The organism is Salegentibacter echinorum (assembly GCF_900129445.1).
Lineage (GTDB): Bacteria > Bacteroidota > Bacteroidia > Flavobacteriales > Flavobacteriaceae > Salegentibacter > Salegentibacter echinorum.
The window spans coordinates 28803-47137 of record NZ_FQVT01000001.1; the positions used below are offsets into that span (position 1 = coordinate 28803).

General features: G+C 38.0%; 19 protein-coding genes. 3 read left to right on the forward strand and 16 right to left on the reverse strand.

Features of this window, described 5'->3' with window-relative positions; translation table 11 throughout:
• Positions 1–40 precede the first annotated feature (40 nt).
• The 3 genes from BUA71_RS00145 to BUA71_RS17945 all read left to right on the forward strand — a co-directional run bounded on the left by BUA71_RS00145 (position 41) and on the right by BUA71_RS17945 (position 2729).
• On the forward strand, positions 41–760 hold the full coding sequence (locus tag BUA71_RS00145; protein WP_072875567.1) for a PepSY domain-containing protein: 720 nt from the start codon (positions 41–43) through the stop codon (positions 758–760).
• A gap of 195 nt (positions 761–955) precedes the next feature.
• Positions 956–2005: a ferredoxin--NADP reductase gene (locus BUA71_RS00150; protein ID WP_072876800.1), complete on the forward strand. Its 1050-nt coding sequence runs from the start codon at positions 956–958 to the stop codon at positions 2003–2005.
• A gap of 319 nt (positions 2006–2324) precedes the next feature.
• A complete protein-coding gene (locus tag BUA71_RS17945; RefSeq protein WP_317040877.1) occupies positions 2325–2729 on the forward strand; it encodes a hypothetical protein in 405 nt (134 codons plus the stop codon).
• Between the two features lie 244 nt (positions 2730–2973).
• Here BUA71_RS17945 and BUA71_RS00160 read toward each other — a convergent pair whose 3' ends face one another.
• The 16 genes from BUA71_RS00160 to BUA71_RS00235 form a co-directional block, all read right to left on the reverse strand.
• Entirely contained in the window at positions 2974–4215 is a 1242-nt protein-coding gene (locus BUA71_RS00160) for an MFS transporter (protein ID WP_072875568.1), read from the reverse strand.
• The gene (locus BUA71_RS00165) at positions 4215–6377 is read right to left on the reverse strand and encodes a copper-translocating P-type ATPase (protein ID WP_139277042.1); all 2163 of its coding nucleotides are present in this window, start codon (positions 6375–6377) and stop codon (positions 4215–4217) included. The genes BUA71_RS00160 and BUA71_RS00165 overlap by 1 nt, the downstream gene beginning before the upstream one ends.
• 11 nt (positions 6378–6388) lie before the next feature.
• Positions 6389–7120: a PPK2 family polyphosphate kinase gene (locus BUA71_RS00170; protein ID WP_072875569.1), complete on the reverse strand. Its 732-nt coding sequence runs from the start codon at positions 7118–7120 to the stop codon at positions 6389–6391.
• 10 nt (positions 7121–7130) lie between these two features.
• Entirely contained in the window at positions 7131–7424 is a 294-nt protein-coding gene (locus tag BUA71_RS00175; RefSeq protein WP_072875570.1) for a phosphoribosylpyrophosphate synthetase, read from the reverse strand.
• 6 nt (positions 7425–7430) lie between these two features.
• Entirely contained in the window at positions 7431–8009 is a 579-nt protein-coding gene (locus BUA71_RS00180; protein WP_394333522.1) for a hypothetical protein, read from the reverse strand.
• 153 nt (positions 8010–8162) lie between these two features.
• A complete protein-coding gene (locus BUA71_RS00185) occupies positions 8163–8705 on the reverse strand; it encodes an AAA family ATPase (protein ID WP_072875571.1) in 543 nt (180 codons plus the stop codon).
• Positions 8706–8722: 17 nt separating this feature from the next.
• Positions 8723–10093 carry an MBL fold metallo-hydrolase RNA specificity domain-containing protein gene (locus tag BUA71_RS00190; protein WP_072875572.1) on the reverse strand — a complete coding sequence of 457 codons (1371 nt, stop codon included), beginning with the start codon at positions 10091–10093 and terminating at the stop codon, positions 8723–8725.
• 12 nt (positions 10094–10105) lie between these two features.
• Positions 10106–10948, reverse strand: coding sequence for an ATP cone domain-containing protein (locus tag BUA71_RS00195; protein WP_072875573.1), 843 nt, complete (start codon positions 10946–10948; stop codon positions 10106–10108).
• A 2-nt stretch (positions 10949–10950) separates the two neighbouring features.
• Complete coding sequence (locus BUA71_RS00200) at positions 10951–11781, reverse strand: universal stress protein (protein WP_072875575.1); 831 nt, start codon at positions 11779–11781, stop codon at positions 10951–10953.
• Positions 11782–11813: 32 nt separating this feature from the next.
• Entirely contained in the window at positions 11814–12875 is a 1062-nt protein-coding gene (locus BUA71_RS00205; protein WP_072875581.1) for a class I fructose-bisphosphate aldolase, read from the reverse strand.
• An 11-nt stretch (positions 12876–12886) separates the two neighbouring features.
• Positions 12887–13900, reverse strand: coding sequence for a type II glyceraldehyde-3-phosphate dehydrogenase (locus tag BUA71_RS00210; RefSeq protein ID WP_072875583.1), 1014 nt, complete (start codon positions 13898–13900; stop codon positions 12887–12889).
• A gap of 15 nt (positions 13901–13915) precedes the next feature.
• Positions 13916–15268 carry an APC family permease gene (locus BUA71_RS00215; protein WP_072875585.1) on the reverse strand — a complete coding sequence of 451 codons (1353 nt, stop codon included), beginning with the start codon at positions 15266–15268 and terminating at the stop codon, positions 13916–13918.
• Positions 15269–15274: 6 nt separating this feature from the next.
• Positions 15275–16630 (reverse strand): NAD(P)/FAD-dependent oxidoreductase, encoded by a 1356-nt coding sequence (locus BUA71_RS00220; RefSeq protein ID WP_072875587.1) that lies wholly within the window; start codon positions 16628–16630, stop codon positions 15275–15277.
• Positions 16630–17088, reverse strand: a complete 459-nt coding sequence (locus tag BUA71_RS00225) for a universal stress protein (RefSeq protein ID WP_072875589.1) — start codon at positions 17086–17088, stop codon at positions 16630–16632. Before BUA71_RS00225 ends, BUA71_RS00220 begins: the two co-directional genes overlap by 1 nt.
• A gap of 152 nt (positions 17089–17240) precedes the next feature.
• On the reverse strand, positions 17241–18023 hold the full coding sequence (locus BUA71_RS00230; RefSeq protein ID WP_072875591.1) for an AlbA family DNA-binding domain-containing protein: 783 nt from the start codon (positions 18021–18023) through the stop codon (positions 17241–17243).
• A gap of 23 nt (positions 18024–18046) precedes the next feature.
• Positions 18047–18322 (reverse strand): DUF5676 family membrane protein, encoded by a 276-nt coding sequence (locus BUA71_RS00235; RefSeq protein WP_072875593.1) that lies wholly within the window; start codon positions 18320–18322, stop codon positions 18047–18049.
• Between the last annotated feature and the right edge of the window lie 13 nt (positions 18323–18335).

Sequence of the window (18335 nt, forward strand, 5' to 3'; positions counted from 1 at the left end):
TTCTGAACTTAATAATTAATCCCCTCTTTATTTAAAAAATATGGTAAAAAGAAAAACAGCCTTAAAAATAAGGCAGGCACATAGATACCTTGGCCTATTCATAGGAATTCAATTTATTATGTGGACCGTAAGTGGTTTATATTTTAGTTGGACAGATATAGATGAGATACATGGCGATCAATTTCGTAAAACCGAAGTGGTTCAAACAAATTATTCTAATTTAAAAAGTCCTTCGGAGTTTAATTCCAGTTCTGGAATTCATTCTATGGAACTCAAAACTATTGCCGGGGAGCCTTATTATTGGATTAACCAAAATATACTTAGAAATGCAAGAACAGGTAAAGTTAAAAAGAATCTTTCTGAAACTGAGGCTATCGCCGTCGCCAATAAAAATATGATAGATGGGTTGGAGGTTACCCAAGTAGAAAGAATAACTTCAACAGGAGATCATCATGAATACAGGAGTGGACCTTTGCCGGCCTACGTGATTTCCTATAAAACCCCTGAAAATATCCGAGCATACGTTTCAGTGGCCGATGGAACATTTAGAACATTGAGGCACCGGGATTGGCGTTGGTTTGATTTCCTTTGGATGACACATACCATGGACTACGAAGGTAGAGATGATTTCAATAACATAATATTGAGAGCTTTTTCCTTTCTTGGATTGATTACTGTATTTAGCGGCTTTTTATTATGGTATACTTCATCTCCAACCGTAAGAAAATTTACAAAAAAGAAGAATAAAAAAAGAAAGTAACTACTTCTAATATTTTTAGATTTACTAGTTCTTATCATCATGTTTAAAAGATAGTAGAAGGAAATGCCTTTTTATTCCAGAGGATTAGTCGAAAAAAGGTTGTCGGATTTGTGGCAACCTTTTTTATTCTTTGAAAAGATTACCCCGGATATTAGCACTTTTAATATAAGTCTAAAAAACGTAAAATTAAAAAAAATGAACAGATTTCATTCGTTTAAGATAAAAGAGGTTATTCGCGAAACTCCTCAGGCAGTAAGTTTGTCTTTTGAAATACCAGGAAAATTGCAAAATGATTTTCAATTTTATGCAGGTCAGTACATTACTATAAAAACCTTAATCGATGATATAGAAATACGTAGAGCATATTCTCTGTGCTCCGCTCCAGATTCTGATGAATTTAAGGTAACCGTAAAAGAGGTTGAAGGAGGAAGTTTCTCGAAGATTGCGAATAATAAATTGGTTTCTGGAGATATACTTGAAATATATCCACCAGAAGGTAAATTTATTCTAAAGTCAGAAGGGCGAATTAAAAATTACGCAGCGTTTGTTGCAGGAAGTGGGATTACACCGGTTATATCAATAATAAAAACCGTGTTAAGAGACGAACCCCAAAGCAAATTTGTACTTATTTACGGCAACAAGTCACCAGAAGACACTATTTTTTTTAAAGAGTTACTCGAACTTCAGGCCAAACATTCCAATCGACTATTTATTGAGTTCGCTTACAGTAGAAAACGCGAGAAAAATGCATATTATGGACGTATTGAGAAGAGCTTGGTAAACTATGTAATTAAAAATAAATTTAAAGATTATCCATTTGATGCTTTTTATTTGTGCGGCCCTGAGCCTATGATTGATCTTGTAACCGATGTCCTAAAAGAAAACGACGTACAAGAAAAACAAATTCATTTTGAACTTTTTATGAGTACTGCTGAGGAAAAAGAAATAAAATCTGATTTAACTGGTAAAACACAGGTCAGTATCCGTATAGATAAGGAAGATTTTGAATTTAGCATGGACAAAAAAGAAGTGGTCTTGGATAGAGCTTTAGAAGATGATATAGACGTGCCTTATTCGTGCCAGAATGGAAACTGTAGCAGTTGTATGGCTAGGGTAACCGAAGGCAAAGTCGAAATGAACAAAAATCAAATTCTTACTGATGAAGAAATTGAAGAAGGCTTTATTTTAACCTGTCAGGCACATCCAACTACTCCTACCCTAAAGATAGATTTTGATGATCTTTAGGTCATTTCTAATAGTTCAGCTAGCTCTTTCTGTTTGGTTATTATATAAAGGTGGATACTTCTACCTGTTTTATAAATCTAAGGAAAAGATAGATCTTATTATACTTCCATATCATTTCTTTATACTTTACTTAGAGCATATGAGGGATATCTAATAATAATGTAGGATAGATAAAATTTATAGCCATGGTCTATACGTTAATTGTATAGATATAGATGAGATACACGGCGATCAGTTTCGAAAAACCGAAGTGGTTCAAACAAAATATTCTAATTTAAAAAGTCCTTCGGAGTTTAACTCCAGTTCTGGAATTCATTCTATGGAATTCAAAACTATTGCCGGGGAGCCTTATTATTGGATTAACCAAGAAATACTTAGAAATGCAAGAACAGGAGAAATCAAAAAAAATATTTCTGAAGCTGAAGCAATCGCCGTAGCCCATCAAAATATGATAGATGGATTGGAGGTTATACAAGTAGAAAGGATAACTTCAACAGGAGATCATCACGAATACAGGAGTGGACCTTTACCAGCCTACGTGATTTCTTACAAAACGCCTGAAAATATACGGGCATACGTTTCTACAGCGGATGGAACATTTAGAACTTTAAGACATCGAGATTGGCGTTGGTTTGACTTCCTTTGGATGACACATACCATGGACTACGAAGGTAGGGATGATTTTAATAACATTTTCCCTTCTTGGATTGATTACTGTTCTTAGCGGCTTTTTATTGTGGTATACTTCGTCTCCAACTATTAGAAAATTTCAAAAAAAGAAAAAGGAGAAGAAAATCAGAAAGTAGTTAAATTCAGATTATCGATTTCGAATTTTATAATCTGGTATCTTACTCCTTCGAGTTTGTTCTCGAGGGAGTTCTTTTTTAAACTGAATATTCGATAGTAACTTATTAACTTCTAAAGTAGTTGCATTAAATGTTTTGGGTAAATACTACTTATTTTTTATTCTATCGGTTTATACCTTGTCTTGTCTTATTATTAAAGCTTTTATAAAAATAAAGTAATCCAATAGCGGTAATTATAATGATGCCGGCAATAATGAAGGGATAATAAAACCCACCGGCAATGAGCCAGGTTCCTATGATCGGGCCTAAAATCTGTCCGACACTGTTTGCCGAGGTCTGTACAGAAATATTGCTGCCCGCCTTTTCTTTTGAAAGTAAGGAAACGGCTGAGAGTAGGTTAGGGGTTACCATTGCTCCACCAGTGGCGAATGTTACAATCAGTACATAAACATAAATTTCATTGCCGAAAAAGGGGAATGCGATTAGTGAAATGCCTGAAATCAATAATCCTGCTCCAATTTGTTGTTTTGCTGTTAATAATTTTTCACCATAAGTGGCAAATACAGGTTGTAATACCGCCATTACCACCCCACAAAGCATAAAACCAATTCCTATCTGATTACTTGAAAATAACAACTGATTTTTTCCATAAATTGAAAAAACCGTTTCAAAGAGGGTCACTACAAACTGCATAACAAAAGAGAGCAGTAATAGGACAATAAAGAACCTACTAAAACTAAAATTTAATTTTTGCTTTCCTGAAACAAACCTGCTAACCGGTTTTGTATTCCTAAGCCATTTAATCAAAATAACCAATACCGTAAAACCTAAAAGTGCAACCAAAATAAAAGGAACTGAAAACCGGTCCAGATGGAATATTCCCAGCGAATATTTAAAATGTAGGTTGGTTTGGGAGAGAAAACTACCTAAAACAGGCCCAAAAATAACCCCTGAACTTATCGCTACCCCAGACCAAGCCATAATTTTAGTCCTATGTTTTTTAGAAGTGATATCACTAAGAAATGCGTTACTGACAGGAATAACAGCCGAAGTGAATATACCTCCGAGAATACGCGCTATATAGAGCATTGTAAGGGAGGTTGCCAATCCCGTAAGCAGTTGCATTATTATAAATCCAATTAATCCAACAATGATAATGGGCTTACGTCCATATCTATCGGATAGTTTCCCCCAAAGTATGACGAAAAGAAGCTGAAAGAGCGGATAGATACTCGTTAATAAGCCAATATGAAAATTGATCGAATTAGTATCGAGGTTAGCTCCTAAAGCAAGCCTTTCGGTATAGTATGGAAGGATTGGCAATAGAATACCATAACCAAGCATTACCATAAATAAACTCAGCAGGACCAAAAAAATCCTGCCGAGCTTGCTTTTTTCTATCATTATTTCTTTCCGATTTTCTTTTTCAGTAACTGAGCATTAATGGCCACTATAATGGTACTTAAACTCATAAGTACAGCTCCAACGGCTGGGCCTAAAACAAAACCGGTAGAATAAAGCACTCCGGCAGCCAACGGAATGGCAATTACGTTATACCCAGTCGCCCAAATAAGGTTCTGGATCATTTTGTTGTATGTAGCTTTTCCGAATAGAATCAAGTTAGCAATATCTTGTGGGTTGCTGTTTACCAAAATAATATCGGCAGTTTCAGCAGCTACATCTGTACCCGAACCTACCGCAATACCCACATTTGCCTGGGCCAAAGCTGGTGCATCGTTCACGCCGTCGCCGGTCATTGCCACAAACTCTCCTTTACTTTCCAATTCTTTAACAATCTCCACTTTTTGATGGGGTAAAACTTCGGCGTAGTAACCGTCCAATCCAAGTTTATCACTAACAGCTTTGGCAGTTCTTTCATTATCACCGGTAGCCATTAAAACTTTTATATTATTCTTTTTAAAGACTTTTATCGCTTCGGCAGATTCCGGTCTTATCTCATCGGCAAGTGCAATATATCCTGCCAGTTCTCCATCAATCAAGACAAAAACAACAGTTTCTGCGGCATCGCTATAAGCATCCTCGGGAATAGTTATTTTTTCATCCCTTAAATACCCTGGGCTTACAACTTTTACTTGCTTTCCTTCTACATTTGCCTCTACACCTTTACCGGTAATTGCGTTAAAGTTTTCTGGATTTGGAATAGCTACTTTACCTTCTTTTACTTTTTTAATTATTCCTACGGCAATAGGGTGTTCCGAGCTTTGCTCCAAAGCACTCGCCAACCGTAATATTTCCTCTTTCGAAAAATTTTCATCTACAGATTCAATTCTTGTAACCCCAAAATCCCCTTTGGTAAGCGTTCCCGTTTTATCGAAAAGCAAAGCTGAAATTTTTCGGGACTCTTCAAAAGCGGTTCTATTACGAATCAACAAACCGTTCTGAGCAGATACAGCTGTAGAAATAGCAACCACTAAAGGAATCGCAAGACCTAAAGCGTGCGGACACGCAATAATCATTACTGTTACCATTCTTTCCAATGCATAAACAAATGGAAAGCCCAAAATGAGCCAAACCGCTAATGTTCCAAATCCAATCCCCAATGCAACGTAAGTCAACCATTTTGCAGCCCTATCAGAGAGATTTTGCATTTTTGATTTAGACTTTTGTGCTTCCTCGACCATAGTGATGACCTTGTTGAGATAGCTGTCTTTTCCGGTATGCTCTACTTTTACTTTTAAACTGCCATTACCGTTTACCGAACCTCCAATTACTTTATCTTTTTTATCTTTTTTTACCGGTTTAGATTCTCCGGTAAGCATGGATTCATTTAGATAACTGGAACCTTCTACTATAATACCATCAGCAGGAACTTTTTCCCCTGGTTTTACAAGTATTACGTCATCTTTCAGTAAATCTTCCAGAGGAATATCTTCAATAGTATCTCCTTTTACACGATGTGCCTCGGCAGGCATCATGCTTACTAACAGCTGCAAGGCTTTAGAGGCGCCCAAGACGCTTTTCATCTCTATCCAATGACCTACAAGCATAATAGCAATAAGCGTAGCCAGTTCCCAGAAAAAATCGACACCTTCTAAACCAAACACCGTTGCCGAACTATAGAAGTAAGCCACGGTAATGGCCATAGAAATAAGGGTCATCATTCCCGGTGCGCCTTTTTTAACCTCGGACCAGAACCCGGTAATAAATGGCCAGCCGCCATAGAAATATACTACCGAAGAAAGAGCGAATAAAATATACTGGTTTCCAGGAAGCAAAAACTCATACCCAATAAAATCCTGTATCATTGGGGAAATGATCAGGATGGGAATGGTCAAGATTAAAGTTACCCAAAACCGTTTTCTAAAATCGGCAATCATCATTTTATGATGGTCGTGCCCGTGTTCTCCGTGTCCTGGATTGTGACCAGAATGGTCTCCACTGTCGTGGTTCATCTTACTATGATCCATAGCCTTTTCGTGGCCGTGCTTTGTTTTTTCGGTATGATGGTCTTTTATCTCTTCTTCTTTTTTTTCTGCTTCTATCTTTGTGGAATCCTTCCCTTTGCCTTTATGGCCGTGATTTTTGTGGTCTTTGTGATTTTCCATAATTTCTATTTTTAAGTATTAGGATATTTTAGGTTTAGTTTTTTTAAATGCTCCGTAATTATGTTGGCAACGCTATAGTTACGATACCAACGTTTATCTGCGGGTATAATATGCCAGGAAGGTTCATCGCAGTCATTTAACACCATATTGTAGCCAGTTCTATAAGCATCCCATTTTTTGGCTGCCTTCTTATCATTAGCACTATATTTCCAGCGCTTATGAGGCTTTATAAGTCGTTCTTTTATGCGCTCTTTTTGTTCTTCTTTCGAGATATGGAGAAAAAATTTGAGTACGTGAATGTTACTCAGTTTAAAATGCTGTTCAAGATGCTTTATAAGTTTGCAGCGGTGTGCGAGAATCTCTTCTGGAAGGGAATTGTTGAGCCTTGGCATAATTGTATCTTCGTAATAGGAACGGTTAAAGACCTGGATCATACCTTTGGCGGGAATGTGCGGGTAGACCCGCCACAAAAAGTCATGTTCCAGTTCTTCCTGCGTTGGTTTTTTAAAGGATTTAACCTGAACGCCTTGGGGGTTCATACTGCTGAGGGCGTGACGAATGGTTCCGTCCTTGCCGGAAGTATCCATGCCTTGTAGGATAATAAGCAAACCAAAACGCCCATCGGCATAAAACATATTCTGAAGCTCAAAAAGTTCTTTGCGAAGCTGTACCAGATTTTTCTTTGCCCCGCCTTTTGAAATCGTTTGTGGTGGTTTGGTTGAAATTTTATCTAAATCTATCATTTTTAAGCTTTTATCTTAATTTTTTTCGCATTGCTTCCGTTAGGTTTTCAGCATAGACACCGTAGGCATCTACCAGAAGTCCTTTAACTCCATTTTTGGAGGATATAGCATATAAAATACTATTATCATCGGTGCTGCTCATTCCTTCAAAGCGATAGGTTTTATCTACTTTAAAATCTTCTGGCCGGATCTCAATTTTAAGGGAAGGACATTCTAAGCACTCTGGCTTTAAATTGAAATCATAAGGATAGTCGTTTGCTTGTAAGTCATTTATGGCTTCTGAAAGTGTATCGTAATTTTTCATCTGTCTTTATTTATAGTTTATTGTAAAAAAGCTGTTATCTTCTTCTGTAAATTCCTGAAAGGTCAATAAACCTTCTTCATTTAATTTTTCGATAACGGTATAATTGAGTTGTTTAACGCGAATTCCCCAGGCATAGGCTTTAATATTAATTTTTGATTTTATAGTGTTTTTCCCATCCTCTAATTTTCGGTCATAAATTTTTATGATGCTTTTGGAACCAAAGAAGTTTAACAAGCCCGAGTCAAAACTCATTTCCAATTCAATATCTTTCAGGTTTTCTAAATCGTAGAGCTTTTTAAAATTTTCAGAAACGGTATTAATTTCAGTTTCTTTTGATTTTGGCTTGGAAAACGGAAAAGCCATTATCATTACATTGGCGTCATCTGGCTCACAACGATAGGTAGTAGTGTATTTATCGGTTGATTTTCTGTCTTTATCAAACAATTCCGTAACCACCTTAATTTCATAAACTCCATTCTTATCGATAATTTTTCCGGATGAAAAAGTTTGTTTATTGAGAAAATCACCTTCTTTATCAAAATTTTTTCGCACTACATCCCTGCCTGAAATCTGCCCGATGAGCATTTCGTTTTGAGCATTTATATCTGTACAGCCCAAAATAAAATAGAACAATGCTGCCGTGAACATCATAGCTGTGCTATATGCTCTACGATCTTTTTTATTGAATTTGCTAAACATTTGCGTTATAAATTACATTTAGATACTTGATTGTGTATGCTATTCTATTTTTTTTAAAATAAATTCTACCCGTTCAGTTGGTGGCAAAACTGGAACAGAAACAATTGGAAATCCTAGGGATGTGTAAACATTTATTATTAATTGATGTATTTTCTTTTGCGCCTCTTCATCCTCAGTACGGGCATAATCTTTGGTGAATGGTAATCGGTCTAAAATGAATATTTTTTTATAGGAAGTGTTTTTAACTGCGGTGAGCAGCTTCTCATCATAATCAAGCTTTAAAAATTGATAGTATGCCATAGCATCTGGAATGGCCCTATCTAAGAAAACCAAGTCTTGGGGCAATATGGAAGCTTCTTGTTCTATTTGCATATCCAAGACCCCTATTTGAAATTTCTTACGATTGCTTCTTAAATCTTCAACCGTTTGGCCTTCGGTGCGCATGGTGTCTATATAATGCCTTGCGTGCTCAATGGTTGTTTTATAACCTCTCTCAGCCAACATGTTGATTACAGTGGTTTTTCCAGTGCTAGGCCCACCGGTGATCACATGCCAATTGGTGCTTGCTTTTTTGGTGTGCATTTTATATGATTAAAAAGTTATACATTTTCTATACTATATAGCTGAGGTATTTCAGCATCCCAATCGTAAGTTTTCTTTATGTCCTTCTGCAATGCCTCTGCACTATCTTTTTCACCGTGTACTATGAAAATGCGCTCTGGTGCATTTTTTATTTTGCCAATCCATTCTATAAGTTCTTTATGGTCAGCGTGAGCCGAAAGTCCTTCAATTTCCGCAACTTCCATATCAAAAGGAACCCATTTTCCATACACTTTGAGTACTTTATCGCCTTCCAATAATTTTCTACCTCGCGTACCTTCAGCCTGATAACCTATAAAAAGCAAGGTGTTAGTTGGGTTTTGGGCTTGGGTTTCAAGATAATTTAGCATTCTACCTCCTGTTAGCATTCCGCTGCCTGCAATGACGATTTTTGGTGTGTTATCGCTTCGTAATTCCATAGTTTCGCGATAGCTACTAACAATTGTAAAATTTGAACACATTTCATCACATTCACTCTCATCTAATCTGTGCCAATCTCTTGTGCGATGAAACAATTCTAATACACTAGCACCCATTGGGCTATCCATTATCATTTGTACTTTTGGGATTTTCTTCTCTTTCAATAGTTTCCAAAAAATCAGCATCATCAGTTGGGCGCGTTCTACCGAAAAACTTGGAATAAAAAGACTTCCACCTCTATTGATTGTGTCATTGACCAATTTTTCAATCTTCGGAAGTGCTTCCGCTTCGTCTGGGTGAAATCTTCCACCGTAAGTGGATTCTATAAATAGTACATCGGCTTTTTTCGGTTTTAACGGTGGATATAATAGTAAATCGTTAGTTCTGCCAATATCTCCTGAAAACACAAAACGTTTCCCGTGCACATCCAACTGAATGTAAGTAGCTCCCAGAATGTGACCGTTATATTGGAATCGGGCCCTTATGCCATCAAACAATGGAATCCATTGTGCTTGCGGAATCCCTTTAAAGTGCGGAATGGTTTTTTCTACATCATTCAAGTCGTACAATGGTTTAGCAGGATTGTGTTTGGAATAGCCTTCTTTATTGGCGCGTTCGGCTTCCTGTTCTTGTATTTTGCCACTATCGTTCAAAATGATTTCAGCAATATCCAAAGTGGGATTAGTACCGTAAATGACACCTTTAAATCCTTGTTTTACTAACCTTGGCAAATATCCTGTATGGTCCAAATGGCCGTGGGTAAGCAAGACCATATCAATTTCTGAAACTTCAACGGGTGGATATTCCCAATTTTTAAGGCGTAATTCCTTTAGCCCTTGAAAAAGTCCGCAATCTATGAGTATCTTTCTATCTCCTGTGTCCACGAGGTATTTTGAGCCGGTTACTGTACCTGCTGCGCCTAGAAAGTGAATGTTTATATTATTGCTCATTAATAATTGTTTTTAAATTGTTCTACATAAGTTTTCAGAATCTTCTAAAACCTTATTGTATCTTCTTTTAGTAACCCCAATCTGCTCTAAGATTGCAGGGTTTTCGTGAATCTCTTTACAGAGCACGAATCCCTTCTCCAACAACTTCCTTTTTTCGGCTTTGGTCAGCGTTGTTAGAGCGGTTAAAGGGTGCAGACCAGACTTGTCAATCCTGTTTTTTAAGCCATCGCCCCTTGGGTAATCCCAGCTTGTCAATAATAGCCCAACGCATTTACCATATTGTATAGCATCACTTGTAAATCGGGTGTTGGTATATAAACCTCCTTTGTGAATTTTAGCTTCGTGACCTTTTTGGCGCTTCCATTGTTTTTCAACGTCCAAAAATCTTGAATGGATATAAAGGGGCACTTTAACATTGCAAACCCGCCCTTGATCACTATGGTATTTACATTCAATCATATAATGTTCGTTATCCTGTTGGGCTATCACATCTGTTTCGTGCTGCACGCAATTGCCCTGCACAATCACACCCACCTGTGTTACAAACCCTTCGTGCGTTAATAGTTTGCTCACAAACCTTTCAAATGGAAAGCCTGTTGGGCCCAGCTCCATCAAAGCTTTTTTGAGTTTGTACTTTGAAGCACTTACCCTCGATCTCGATTTTAGCATCTTGAAAGCCAATTGATAGATTTTCTTGGTGGTCATTCCTTCTTCAATCTGCGCTTGTACTTTCCGGGCTATATCCTGAATAATATCCTCATCTGCCCGTGAACGCCGCAAGGATTTGATGAGTTTGTTTACATCAAAGGCTTCATACTCGCCGGAATATTTTTTTATTAGGACTGGTTTATTCATTGTTATATTTTAATGGTCATTACCGGCAGGTCAAATTTTTGTACGACATCCTCTGCGACACTTCTGGAGAACAGGCTTAAAAAACCAGTTTTTCCTTGCGTACTCATCACGATAATATCCACCGGGTTGTGTTTTGTAAAATGACTGACCCCTTCGGCTACCGACGGCCCATTGTATACGTGTGTTTTTACCTGTTTCAGTTCGGGGAAACCTTTTAAAAATTCTTTTATTGGGGCGCGACCATCCTTAATACTATTAAAGTCTGTCTCGGTATTTATACGCAACAGGTTTAAACTGGTATCAAGTTTCTGAGCCAGTGGGATTACTTCCTTAAAAGCTCTGCTCACATCTTCTTGAAAATCGGAAACAAAAAGGATATTTTGCCAGGGGAAACTTGCTTCTGTTTCTTTGGCCACGATTACGGGTACGTTGGCATATCTGACGATTTGGTCGGTATAGCTGCCCATAAGTTCCCCCAAAAAGCCTTTTTTCCCGCTAGTACCTATCACGATAAAATCATGCTTATAATATCCGGAATGCTGAAGGATATTTCTTTGACCAGGATTATAATCTATAAAGGTGCGGCATTCCAGCCCTTCCCGTTCTCCGATTTTTTCCAATTCCCTTAATTCCGTTTTTGCCTCGCCTATTTTTGCTAAAACTTCGGGATATCTTTTTTCCTTGGTTTTATCCAGGTCCACCCAGTCCATCGGTGTTTGGATCATATGGAGGAAGTGTATCTCCGCATTAAAGGCCTGGGCAAGTTTTATTCCCAATTGTGCAGCCTGCTGGCTACTTTTGGAAAAATTTGTTGGTACGAGTATGTTTTTCATAATTTATTGGTTTTAAATTGTTTTCGTTATAATTAAGCTATGGTTATACTATCTTCCAGATATACCTGTTGGACGGATTGCAGTAATTCAACCCCTTTAATAAAAGGCTTTTGAAATGCTTTTCGACCCATAATCAATCCAGAGCCGCCAGCTCTTTTATTAATAACTGCTGTTGTTACCGCTTCAGTCAAATCTGATTCACCTTTTGAGCCACCACCAGAATTGATCAATCCTATTTTGCCCATATAGCAATTGGCGACTTGTAACCGACAAAGGTCAATGGGATGTTCTGTAGTTAGTGTTTTATACATTTCATCGTCATATTTTCCAAACCCAATTTCTTTAAATCCGAAATTGTTTGTAGGTAATTTTTGTTTGATGATATCTGCCTGTATCGTTACTCCAATATGATTGGCTTGCCCGGTTACATCGGCCGATACGTGATAATCTTCTTTACCGGTTTTAAAAGCTTCATTCCGGGTGTAACACCATAGAATGGTAGCCATACCTAAATTGTGGGCTTCCTCAAAAGCTTCGGCAATTTCTTTTAGCTGCCGGTTGCTTTCCTTTGAGCCAAAATAGATGGTAGCACCTACGGCAACGGCTCCCATATTCCAAGCTGATTTTACTTTTCCGAATAGTGTTTGGTCATATTTGTTCGGGTAGGTAAGCAGTTCATTGTGATTAATCTTCACGATAAACGGAATTTTATGGGCATATTTTCGTGCGTTTAACCCTAAAACCCCAAAGGTGGAAGCCACTCCATTACAACCTGCTTCTATTGCCAATTTTATAATATTCTCCGGGTCAAAATAATCCGGGTTTTTATAGAATGAAAAAGCAGCACTGTGCTCAATACCCTGGTCTACGGGAAGGATGCTCAAATAGCCTGTACCGCCAAGGTTTCCGTGGTTATACAATTGAGAAAGACTTCGCAGTACCTGTGGATTTCTGTTACTTTGAACAAATATCTTATCTATGTTTGCTTTACTGGGGGTTTGCAGTTCATCCTTTGTTATTTTTTCACAAACGTGTTCTAAATAGAAGTCTGCTTTCTCTCCTAAAAGTTCTATTACATTTTTGCTTGTTTTCATCTCGATAGTGTTTAATGGATTCCTAAACTTTCATTTGTTTTGGCGATGGATTTTACCCCATCTGTTTCAATTCCAGTTAATGCCCTAATGGCATCAATTGTTTCAGGGATTACAATAGCTTGATTATCGACTACATAAGCATAGAAAAGTTCGTCGCCCTGTACTTTTAGCATATTTTCCCATAGGGCTACTTCGTACATATCGCCCCAGGGCCTGCCCATATCCAAGAACATTTCCTTAATGGTATTATTAGAAACCAAACCCTGGTCATATTGAATTAGTTTAAGCCGGCTGGAGGTTTTGAGCGCGTTTAGCACTTCTTCCTTCGACGCTTGTTTTTTTAACTTCACGTTCCAATAATGCATATGGCTCAGGGTTTCCGGTACTTTTACTGCGGCAGTGATAACATCCAAGTCTGGATCGACACTTTTGGCGTCGGGTCCTTGATGGCTTGGGATATCCTTTTCGGGAACCATCGTGTTCATTATTCCACCGAGGTGGCTTTCCCAAGGATCGGTGGCTCTTCTTAAAAGTGTACCTCTGGCATACTCAAGTAATTCAGCTCTTTTTAAAGCTGTCAATGTTCTCAAGATAGAGGTGGTGTTACAGGAAACAACTCTTGTAGCATTAAGATTTATAGCCGATTTATAATTGTTTTCTGCACTAAAGGAATGGCCTGTGGTTTCGTGTTTTTCGCCACCTTGTAGAATAAATTTGATGCCTTTTTCTTTATAAATTTTTACATTTTGTGCCGCTATTTTTTTCGGGGTGCAATCCACCACAAGATCCACTTTTTTCAAAAGGTCTTGTATATCACCTTTTACTGAAATGCCTTCGGACTTCATTTTATTAGCTGCCTCCTGAGTTGCTGCGTAGATATCGTACTCTTTTCTTACGGTATTTTGAATACGCCAATCGCTAATGATATCGCAAATGCCCGTGAGTTCCATATCGTCTTGTTTATTAATGGCATCGGCAACTCTTTTACCGATTACCCCGTATCCTATAACTGCTATATTTTTCATAAAGATTGTTTTTAATTAATTATGGTTATCATTTTTTTCAGTTTCCATTCCCATCGGCATATTGCCTTTATCGTCTGTATGGGAAATCATAAAAAGACGTTCCGCGAGAATTATTAGAGCAATCCCAATTGCCGCAACGATAAGTATGAAGGGATCGTTCAGGTATTTTATATAAATAAAGGCCGAGAGTACTGCAACATCCAGTAGAATGGCAATCACAGGGATAATTGGTTTAAAATCAACTTCTTTTCTAAGATAGCGGAACAGCCCCCAATGAATTGCGATATCCATAACGAGGTAAAATATAGCCCCGATGGATGCAATTCTGGTTAAATCAAACAGGATCGTCAATAAAATAGCAAGGGAAACGGTAAATATGAGTGCCGGATTCTTTAAACTGCCCAATTTGGTCAAGGAAGGCACCTGTTTCATATTGCTAAGCATCGCCAACAGGCGTGATGATGAGAACACACTGGCAATGACCCCAGAGACCGTTGCTATTATGGCAATACCAATCGTAATCCAGGATCCCCATTCGCCAAAAACAGGTCTTGCTGCCGCCGCAAGGGCATAATCTTTTGCTGCAATAATTTCGGGGATACTTAAACCACCGGCCACGGCCAAAGCCAGTGCTACGTAGATAAGTGTACAAATAAGAATAGAAATAATAATGGACCGTCCCAGGTTTTTATGCGGGTTTTTAATATCCCCGCCTTGATTGGTAATAGTAGTAAAACCCTTATAAGCAAGTATAGACAAGGCTAAAGCGGCCACAAATCCGAAACCTGGTGGTAATGTCTCGGTATTTTCGGGAATATAGTTTCCCGTAATATCGGCAAAACCTGAAATTGCAAGGCCGGCGATGGCCAGTATTGCTATTCCCATCACCTTTATTATAGCGGTAAATGTCGCAGTGGCACCAATAACCTTATTGCCCAGGATGTTCACTATATAAGCAACAACAATTAGCCCAACACCCAGGGTAGAAGCATAACCTGCATAAGACTCCGGAAATAACCTAAGGGTATAAGCTCCAAAAGTACCGGCCACCAGACTTTCGGAGACTACCATAGAGACGTACATCAACAAAGAAAAAACACCTGTGGCCGTTCCTGGGCTATAGGATTTTGAAAGAAATTTCACGACGCCACCAGACGATGGAAATGCATTTGAAAACTTTACATAAGAGTACGAGCTAAAACCTACCACAATAGCTCCCGCAATAAATGCTATTGGAAATAGATCTCCTACTAATTCAGCTATTTGACCCATTAGCACAAATATGCCAGCACCAATCATTACACCTGTACCAAGGGATATGGAACCTAATAGGGAAAGCTTATCTTTATTCTCTCTGTTATTCTTCATTTTAAATTATTTTTCCCTGTTTTTAATCGAAGATTTCGGGTTAAAATTTCTAATAATCAGGCGATTACTCTTTTCGTAAGAAAAATAGCTTACCACCCAATTAAAACCAACCATCAATTTATTTCTAAATCCGCTTATGGACATCAAGTGTACTATAGACCATAGCAACCAGGCGAAATAGCCAGCAAACTTCAATTTCCCCAAGTCGGCTACTGCCTTGCGTTTACCTACTGTGGCCAAGGAACCTTTATCTTTGTATTTAAAAGGTTTTACGGATTTGTTTTCTATGATACTGAGTATGGAGTCGCCGAGGTATTTTCCTTGTTGAATAGCTGCTTGTGCAACTTGTGGATGGCCATTTGGGGTGTCTTTGGAAATAAGTGCTGCTATATCGCCAATGGCAAATATGTTTTTATAGCCTTCTACTTTTAAATTGCTATCGGTCTTGATACGATTGCCCTTAACTACGTGTTTTTTGTCAACGCCCTTTGGGAACTGTCCTTTTACGCCCGCCGTCCAGATAAGGTTTTTGGCCAAAATGGTCTTGCCACTGTTAGTGGTGACTTCGTTGCCATCATAATTGCTAACCGCTTCATTTAACTGTACATTTACCTTCAAACCCTCTAAATATTTTAGGGTTTTCGAAGATGCTTTATCAGACATTGTATTTAGTAATTCATCACCGGCTTCTATTAAATAAATATTCATAATTGAAGAAGGGTACTCCGGGTAATCTTTTGGGAGGATGTATTTACAAAATTCAGCTAACGCACCGGCCATTTCCACGCCAGCGGGGCCACCGCCCACTATTACGAAATTAGTAAGCGCATCGCGTTCCTTATCATCACAGGTGATGGCAGCCTGTTCTAAATTCTGTAACATCATATGACGAATGTTTAGGGAATCGCGAATGTCTTTCATCCCAAGGCTATGTGACTCGACCTTATCCATACCAAAAAAATTGGTAATTGTTCCGGTTGCCATTACGAGATAATCGTAATGAACCTTTCCTTTATTGGTTGTAATAACGTTTGAAGAAGGGTGGATTTCTTGTACTTCGGCCAAACGGAACAAAACGTTTTTATAGCCATTGATTTGCTTTCTGAATGGAAATACAATACTGTCTGGCTCCAGGGCACTCGTTGCCACCTGATAAAATAAAGGTTGAAATTGATGAAAATTATTTTTGTCAAATATTATGACTTGAACATTCTTATTTTTTAGCTTTTCTACCAAAGCTAAGCCTGCAAATCCGCCACCAATGATTACCACACGTGGTAATTTAGTATCGGGTAGGCATATTTCATCTGTTATCTTACAACTGGATTCCAACATAATGTTATTTAGGTGCTTTTCTTTCATTATTTATTTCTATCTCTTGCAATCAATACTGAACATTTGGCGTTTGTGGATAAATATTGGGATACAGAGCCCAATATTAAGCGTGAAAGTGCACCGTGACCTTGAGAACCAACTACAATTAAATCTGCACCCCAATCTTCTGCTTTTTCATTAATAGCACTTTTGGCCAGTCCACCCACAACACTTGTTGTTATGCTAAGTGTCTTACTTTTTCTCTGGATTTTTTCAGAAGCTTCTGAAACGATTTTGTTTCCCAATTTCTGAGCACTACTTCTAATTTCTTCCAGATAATTCCCTGTCCTGCCGCCCATAGAATGCAATCCCAAACCGGTTGATTTAGGAGCTTCATAAACATTTATAATATGAATTTCACAATTTGAGGACAAGGTCAGCTTGTTAAGTTCATCAATTGCTACTTTACTAAAATCTGAACCATCTATTGCCAATAAAATTTTCATTTTTTTCGTCTTTTTAATCCCTGATTTCGGGTTTAATTCCACTAATTCTGTCCGAATTAGATTTACCTGTCAAGCCAAAGGATTTAGTAATCGAATCATTTGGTGTATTTCTTTTCCATATCTCTTTTATAAACTAGTTGTATTGTATAAGCTTAAGCTTTTTTGGTTTTTAAATAATCCACTGTTTCTTTTACCGATAATGGATACGTAGCATTTCCTGTGCGTACATAAAAAGTGGTTTTTCCTTCATCACTCACATAAACCGGTTCGTTGGAAGGTTCAATATCCACTACGCATACATCTTTCTCCTCAATATTGTAGAACGAAATATGGTTGCTGAAACAAAACTCGTGGCCCAGTTGTGTAGAAATAATCCTGAACACCGCACGTTCATACCCATCCCTGTTTTTGTGCTTTAGGGTTTTATAATCTTTTCCCAACCCCAGAACATTTCCGTCGTCATCAACACCAATTATTAATTTTCCACCTTTTGCGTTCATAAAACCTGTGATGGTTTTAGCTATGATAACTTCCAGCTCCCGGTTGGTTGTTTTACGGTAATAATCGTAGCGTATGGAAGACTTAAATTCCACCCGCTCATTTTCCCCGGCCTGGATCAATTCCTCAATATCACGAACAAGCAGCCGCTGTTGTGCTCCAATAATTTCATTTTTCTTTTTCAGGTTTATCCAGAATAAACCTGAAACTACCCCTAAGAAGCCTCCCAATAGAGTTAATAGACCACCCATACCCCGCATATCGAAAGTGAAAGATTCCACAAAACGTTCTTCTAAGACTTGTTGAAACAATGGGAAAGAGAAGGCCGTATTACTGAACTCAAACCAATAGATTACCATTGTGAAAGGGTGTACCAGGAAATAAAAAATGCCTGCCCCCAATACTAAATGAATGAATAGGATCTTTAATTTTGCCATAGCATTTTTTCAATTTTTAAATCCTATTTGTTTTTTATTTGAGCATTGTAAAATGCCGCTATACAGGCTCCTATGAGCCATCCCAAAATAAATATCTGTATAATGCCAATAAGTGCTTCCCATAAGGGTACATCCATCCTAATAATACTGGTAACATCCAATCCGTGCGCTAGGCTGTTAAAAAATGTTATGGATGCTTCCTTTCCCGCTGTAGCCATTACAATCATACAGCCCAGGTAAATCAAAGCTCCTGTTAGACCAAGGGCAAAACCGAATTTCTTTACGTTTAATCGATACATAATTTATGAGTTT

Bases quoted from the DNA above. Each gene is read 5' to 3' on its own strand.
- BUA71_RS00210 (WP_072875583.1), bottom strand. From the start codon at position 13,900: ATGAAAAATATAGCAGTTATAGGATACGGGGTAATCGGTAAAAGAGTT.
- BUA71_RS00190 (WP_072875572.1), bottom strand. From the start codon at position 10,093: ATGAGCAATAATATAAACATTCACTTTCTAGGCGCAGCAGGTACAGTA.
- BUA71_RS00175 (WP_072875570.1), bottom strand. From the start codon at position 7,424: ATGAAAAATTACGATACACTTTCAGAAGCCATAAATGACTTACAAGCA.
- BUA71_RS00150 (WP_072876800.1), top strand. From the start codon at position 956: ATGAACAGATTTCATTCGTTTAAGATAAAAGAGGTTATTCGCGAAACT.
- BUA71_RS00145 (WP_072875567.1), top strand. From the start codon at position 41: ATGGTAAAAAGAAAAACAGCCTTAAAAATAAGGCAGGCACATAGATAC.
- BUA71_RS00180 (WP_394333522.1), bottom strand. From the start codon at position 8,009: ATGCTCATCGGGCAGATTTCAGGCAGGGATGTAGTGCGAAAAAATTTT.
- BUA71_RS00205 (WP_072875581.1), bottom strand. From the start codon at position 12,875: ATGAAAACAAGCAAAAATGTAATAGAACTTTTAGGAGAGAAAGCAGAC.
- BUA71_RS00225 (WP_072875589.1), bottom strand. From the start codon at position 17,088: ATGAAAATTTTATTGGCAATAGATGGTTCAGATTTTAGTAAAGTAGCA.
- BUA71_RS00230 (WP_072875591.1), bottom strand. From the start codon at position 18,023: ATGGCAAAATTAAAGATCCTATTCATTCATTTAGTATTGGGGGCAGGC.
- BUA71_RS00195 (WP_072875573.1), bottom strand. From the start codon at position 10,948: ATGAATAAACCAGTCCTAATAAAAAAATATTCCGGCGAGTATGAAGCC.
- BUA71_RS00200 (WP_072875575.1), bottom strand. From the start codon at position 11,781: ATGAAAAACATACTCGTACCAACAAATTTTTCCAAAAGTAGCCAGCAG.
- BUA71_RS00185 (WP_072875571.1), bottom strand. From the start codon at position 8,705: ATGCACACCAAAAAAGCAAGCACCAATTGGCATGTGATCACCGGTGGG.
- BUA71_RS00235 (WP_072875593.1), bottom strand. From the start codon at position 18,322: ATGTATCGATTAAACGTAAAGAAATTCGGTTTTGCCCTTGGTCTAACA.
- BUA71_RS00220 (WP_072875587.1), bottom strand. From the start codon at position 16,630: ATGAAAGAAAAGCACCTAAATAACATTATGTTGGAATCCAGTTGTAAG.
- BUA71_RS17945 (WP_317040877.1), top strand. From the start codon at position 2,325: ATGGAATTCAAAACTATTGCCGGGGAGCCTTATTATTGGATTAACCAA.
- BUA71_RS00160 (WP_072875568.1), bottom strand. From the start codon at position 4,215: ATGATAGAAAAAAGCAAGCTCGGCAGGATTTTTTTGGTCCTGCTGAGT.
- BUA71_RS00170 (WP_072875569.1), bottom strand. From the start codon at position 7,120: ATGATAGATTTAGATAAAATTTCAACCAAACCACCACAAACGATTTCA.
- BUA71_RS00165 (WP_139277042.1), bottom strand. From the start codon at position 6,377: ATGGAAAATCACAAAGACCACAAAAATCACGGCCATAAAGGCAAAGGG.
- BUA71_RS00215 (WP_072875585.1), bottom strand. From the start codon at position 15,268: ATGAAGAATAACAGAGAGAATAAAGATAAGCTTTCCCTATTAGGTTCC.